The organism is Nocardioides sp., assembly GCF_051876515.1.
Classification (GTDB): domain Bacteria; phylum Actinomycetota; class Actinomycetes; order Propionibacteriales; family Nocardioidaceae; genus Nocardioides.
In genome coordinates this window covers 1-3,682 of the sequence record NZ_JBJEHY010000047.1, presented here as the reverse complement: position 1 = coordinate 3,682, position 3,682 = coordinate 1, and the positions used below count along the sequence as shown (strand labels likewise).

Here is a 3,682-nt window from a genome sequence, read left to right as displayed (position 1 = left end):
CGTCGCGCTGCTACGTGGGTGGTCTGGTCACCTACGCCACCGAGCTGAAGCAGACACTGGTCGGTGTGCCCGAGGCCCTGGTCGCCGAGTTCGGTGTCGTCTCCGCCGAGTGCGCCCGTGCGATGGCCGAGGGAGCACGGCGGGTAACCGGGGCGACGTACGCGGTGAGCACCACGGGCGTGGCCGGACCGGACAGCCAGGAGGGTCACCCGGTCGGCACCGTCTTCGTCGGCGTCGCCGGTCCGGACGGGGCGTCGGTCCGTGCGCTGCACCTCGACGGCGACCGGCACCGAGTCCAGCACCAAGCAGTTGAGCGGGCTCTGGGTTTCGTTGCGGACGTCCTGCGGCGGGAAGAACCGGGCCTCGGGTAGCGTTGACCCCACGATGTTGGCACCTCGAGGAGGACGCATGCTGCTGTTCCGTCGCACGCTGGGCGAGGTGCTGCGCGCTGCGCGGATCGAGCGCGGGCTGACCTTGCGCGAGGTCTCGGCCGAGGCCCGGGTGAGTCTGGGCTACATCTCCGAGATCGAGCGCGGCCAGAAGGAGGCCTCCTCCGAGCTGCTCGCCTCCCTGTGTGCCGCGCTGGACCTGCCGCTGTCGCAGGTGCTGCGGGACGTCTCCGACGCGGCCGCCGTCGAGGAGTCGCTGCTGGCAGCCCCGAGCGCCACGCCGATCGGCGTGAAGCGTACGGGCGACGTGGTCGCCTCCGCCGCCTGACCCGCGCCTCGCCTCAGCTGCGCAGGGGCTGGCAGTTGTCGCACCAGTAGATCGCCCGCTCACGCCCGCCCGGGCCGGCCATGGCCACCCGGACCGGGGCGCCGCAGCGTCGGCACTCCTGCCTGTCCCGCCGGTACACCCACAGCTCCCTCCCGGCGCGGGAGTCCCCGGTGGAGGTGCTGCGTCGACCGTCCTTGTTGGCGAGCAGCAGCCGGCGCCCGAGCTGGACGAGGGCGTCGAGGTCCCCGGCGTGACGGACCTGTGTCAGGGGGTGGACGCCGCGCAGGAAGCAGAGCTCGGCCACCCACATGTTGCCCAGCCCCGCCATGGTGCGCTGGTCCATCAGCGCGGCGTGGACGGTACGGTCCGGGTCCGCGGCCAGGCGTCGCACCGCCTCGGCCAGGTCGGGCTCGGGCGCCATGAGGTCGGGGCCGAGGTGGGCGAACGCTGCCTCCTCCTGGATGGCAGGCAGGAGCTCGACCTTGGCCAGCGCCACGCCCAGCGCCTGCGCCCGCGCCGTGGCGAGCACCACCCGTACGAGGTGGGCCGGGGCCGACCACCGCGCACCCGGCGCGAGGGTCCGCCACGACCCGTCCATGCCGAGGTGGGTGTGCAGCGTCCACTCCTGCTCACCAGCGATGCGGGTCAGAATGTGCTTGCCGAGCGGTCTGGTCGAGACGACCGTGCACCCGGTGAGGTCCGTGGTGGCCAGCGCCGGCACCCGGAAGTCGCACCGCTCGAGCGCGTGTCCTGACAGCGCCCGGTCGAGCCGCCGCGCGGTGCGGTGGACCGCGTCACCCTCGGGCACGGATCCTCAGCCCCTTGGGTGTGGTGACGAAACCGGACTCCGCCAGGGCGGCACGCAGGGGAGTCGGGCCGGAGCCCAGCAACGGCTCGCCGTCGACCCGCTCCACGGTGAGGTCACCGAGCGCACCGTCGCGGGCCGCGGCCGCGACGCTCCGGGCGGCGGCGGTCAGCAGACGCTCGTCGTCGTAGAACGTCAGCACGGTGCGACCGCCGCGTTCGACGTAGAGGACCAGGGCGCCGTCGACGAGGACGACCAGCGCGCCGGCCTTGCGTCCGGGACGGTGTCCCGCTGACGCCTCTGCCTCCTGGGGCCACGCGAGCGCGGCGCCGTACGGGTTGGCGGGGTCGGTGGCCGCCAACGTCACGGCCACCGGTTCGGCACCCGGCTCGGGGTCGGTGAACGTACGGAGCCGGTCGACCGCCCCCGGGGTGGAGAACTGGGCCGCTCCGAGTCCGTCGACGTAGTAGCCGCGGCGGGTGCGCCCGGCGTCCTCGAACGCGCTCAGCACCCGGTAGACCCCGGCGAAGCCTCCCGGCACCCGCTCGGCGACCACGGCTCCCCGTGTCACCACGCCGTGCCGGTCGAGCAGCAGCTCCGCGCGCGTGTGGGCGCGTCGGGTCGGGTCGAGGTCCAGGTCGCCCAGGACCGACCAGCGCCCGACCGTCTCCGGCGGACCGCCGCGCGCCGGCATCCGTCCGGTGCGAGGTGCGGCGCGTCTCGTGCGGTGGCTCCCGCTGCCGCCGCGGAGCAGGGCGCGGACGGGGGCGAGGGTGTCGTTGGTGACGTGGCTGGACCAGACGAGCTCCCACAGGGCCGCCGCCACCGCCGGGTCGTCCGTGGCCCGCAGCTGGTCGCTGAGCGCACGGAAGAACCATGCCCCGCCCGGGGCGAGGGCCTCGAGCAGGCGGGCAGTGAGGCTGTCGGGGGCGAGGGTGCTGGGATCCCGTTCGGGGAGCGTGAGATGTGCCTGGTCGGCCAGGTGGAGCGAGATCCAACCGTCGGTGCCGGGCAGTGCCCCGTGGCCCGCCCACACCACCTCACCGCTCGCGGTCAGCTCGTCGAGCATGCTGGGGGAGTAGTCACGCACGCGGCAGGGCAGGACCAACGACTCGAGGGCGCTGGCCGGCACGACCGCACCTGCCAGCTGCTCGACGGCCTCCAGAACGCCGTCGATGCCGCGCCGCTTGCCACCGACCCGCTGCCACACCGGCAGGAACCGGCCCAGCGTCGCCGGGGAGACGGGCTCGATCTCGTGGCGCAACCGGGCCAGCGAACGCCGGCGCAGCATCCGCAGGACCTCGGCGCCGCACCACTCCTCGCCGCTGCCCGTGGGTCGGAACTCGCCGTCCAGCACGCGACCGCGGGCCGCCAGCCGAGCCAGCGTGTGGCGCACGACGGCGGGGCCCACGCCCAGACGGGTGGCCACGTCGTCGACCGTGAAGGGGCCGTGGGTGCGCGCGTACCGGCCGACGAGGTCACCCAGCGGGTCCTCGACCGGTTCGGTGAACTCGGTGGGGGTGCCCACGGGGACGGGGACGCCGAGACCGTCGCGGAGCCGACCGACGTCCTCCACCACGGCCCACCGGGACTCACCCGCCATCCGCACCTCGACGACGCGGCGCGCTGCTGCCAGCTCGGTCAGCGCTGCTGCGGGATCGTCGAGGGTCGTCCGTGCCCGGACCTCATCGGAGGTCAACGGACCGACCAGGCGCAGCAGGTCGACCACGCCCTCGGCGTCGCGGGCGCGGCGGTCGGGGGCGAGCCGTTGCAGCTCTGCCTCGACCTCGGCCAGCACCTCGGGGTCGAGGAGCTCGCGCAGCTCGGCGCGGCCGAGCAGCTCGGCCAGCAGGCCCTGGTCGAGGCTCAGTGCGGCAGCGCGGCGCTCCGCGATGGGGGAGTCGCCCTCGTACATGAACTGGGCGACGTACCCGAAGAGCAGGTTGGCGGCGAAGGGTGAGGGCCGCTGGGTCTCCACGTCGACGAGGGAGACCTCGCGCCGGTCCACCCGCCGCATCAGGTCGACCAGACCGGGCAGGTCGTACACGTCCTGGAGGCACTCGCGCACGGCTTCCAGGACGATGGGGAACGACGGGTAGCGGGAGGCGACCTCGAGGAGCTGCGCGCTGCGCTGACGCTGCTGCCACAGCGGGCTGCGTC

At 74.2% G+C, this 3,682-nt stretch carries 4 protein-coding genes; 2 read left to right on the top strand and 2 right to left on the bottom strand.

What is annotated here, in order from left to right; translation table 11 throughout:
* Window positions 1-371: CinA family protein (locus tag ACI379_RS02995; RefSeq protein ID WP_439790576.1), on the top strand; the 371-nt coding region annotated here is incomplete at its 5' end.
* Window positions 372-408: 37 nt separating this feature from the next.
* On the top strand, window positions 409-717 hold the full coding sequence (locus tag ACI379_RS02990; RefSeq protein ID WP_439790575.1) for a helix-turn-helix domain-containing protein: 309 nt from the start codon (window positions 409-411) through the stop codon (window positions 715-717).
* Window positions 718-730: 13 nt separating this feature from the next.
* Here the strand turns inward: ACI379_RS02990 and ACI379_RS02985 are convergent, their stop codons facing one another.
* Window positions 731-1,525 carry a DNA-formamidopyrimidine glycosylase family protein gene (locus tag ACI379_RS02985; RefSeq protein ID WP_439790574.1) on the bottom strand — a complete coding sequence of 265 codons (795 nt, stop codon included), beginning with the start codon at window positions 1,523-1,525 and terminating at the stop codon, window positions 731-733.
* Window positions 1,512-3,682 (bottom strand): DNA glycosylase AlkZ-like family protein (locus ACI379_RS02980; protein WP_439790573.1); only part of this gene is annotated, 2,171 nt, incomplete at its 5' end. The genes ACI379_RS02985 and ACI379_RS02980, both read right to left, overlap by 14 nt.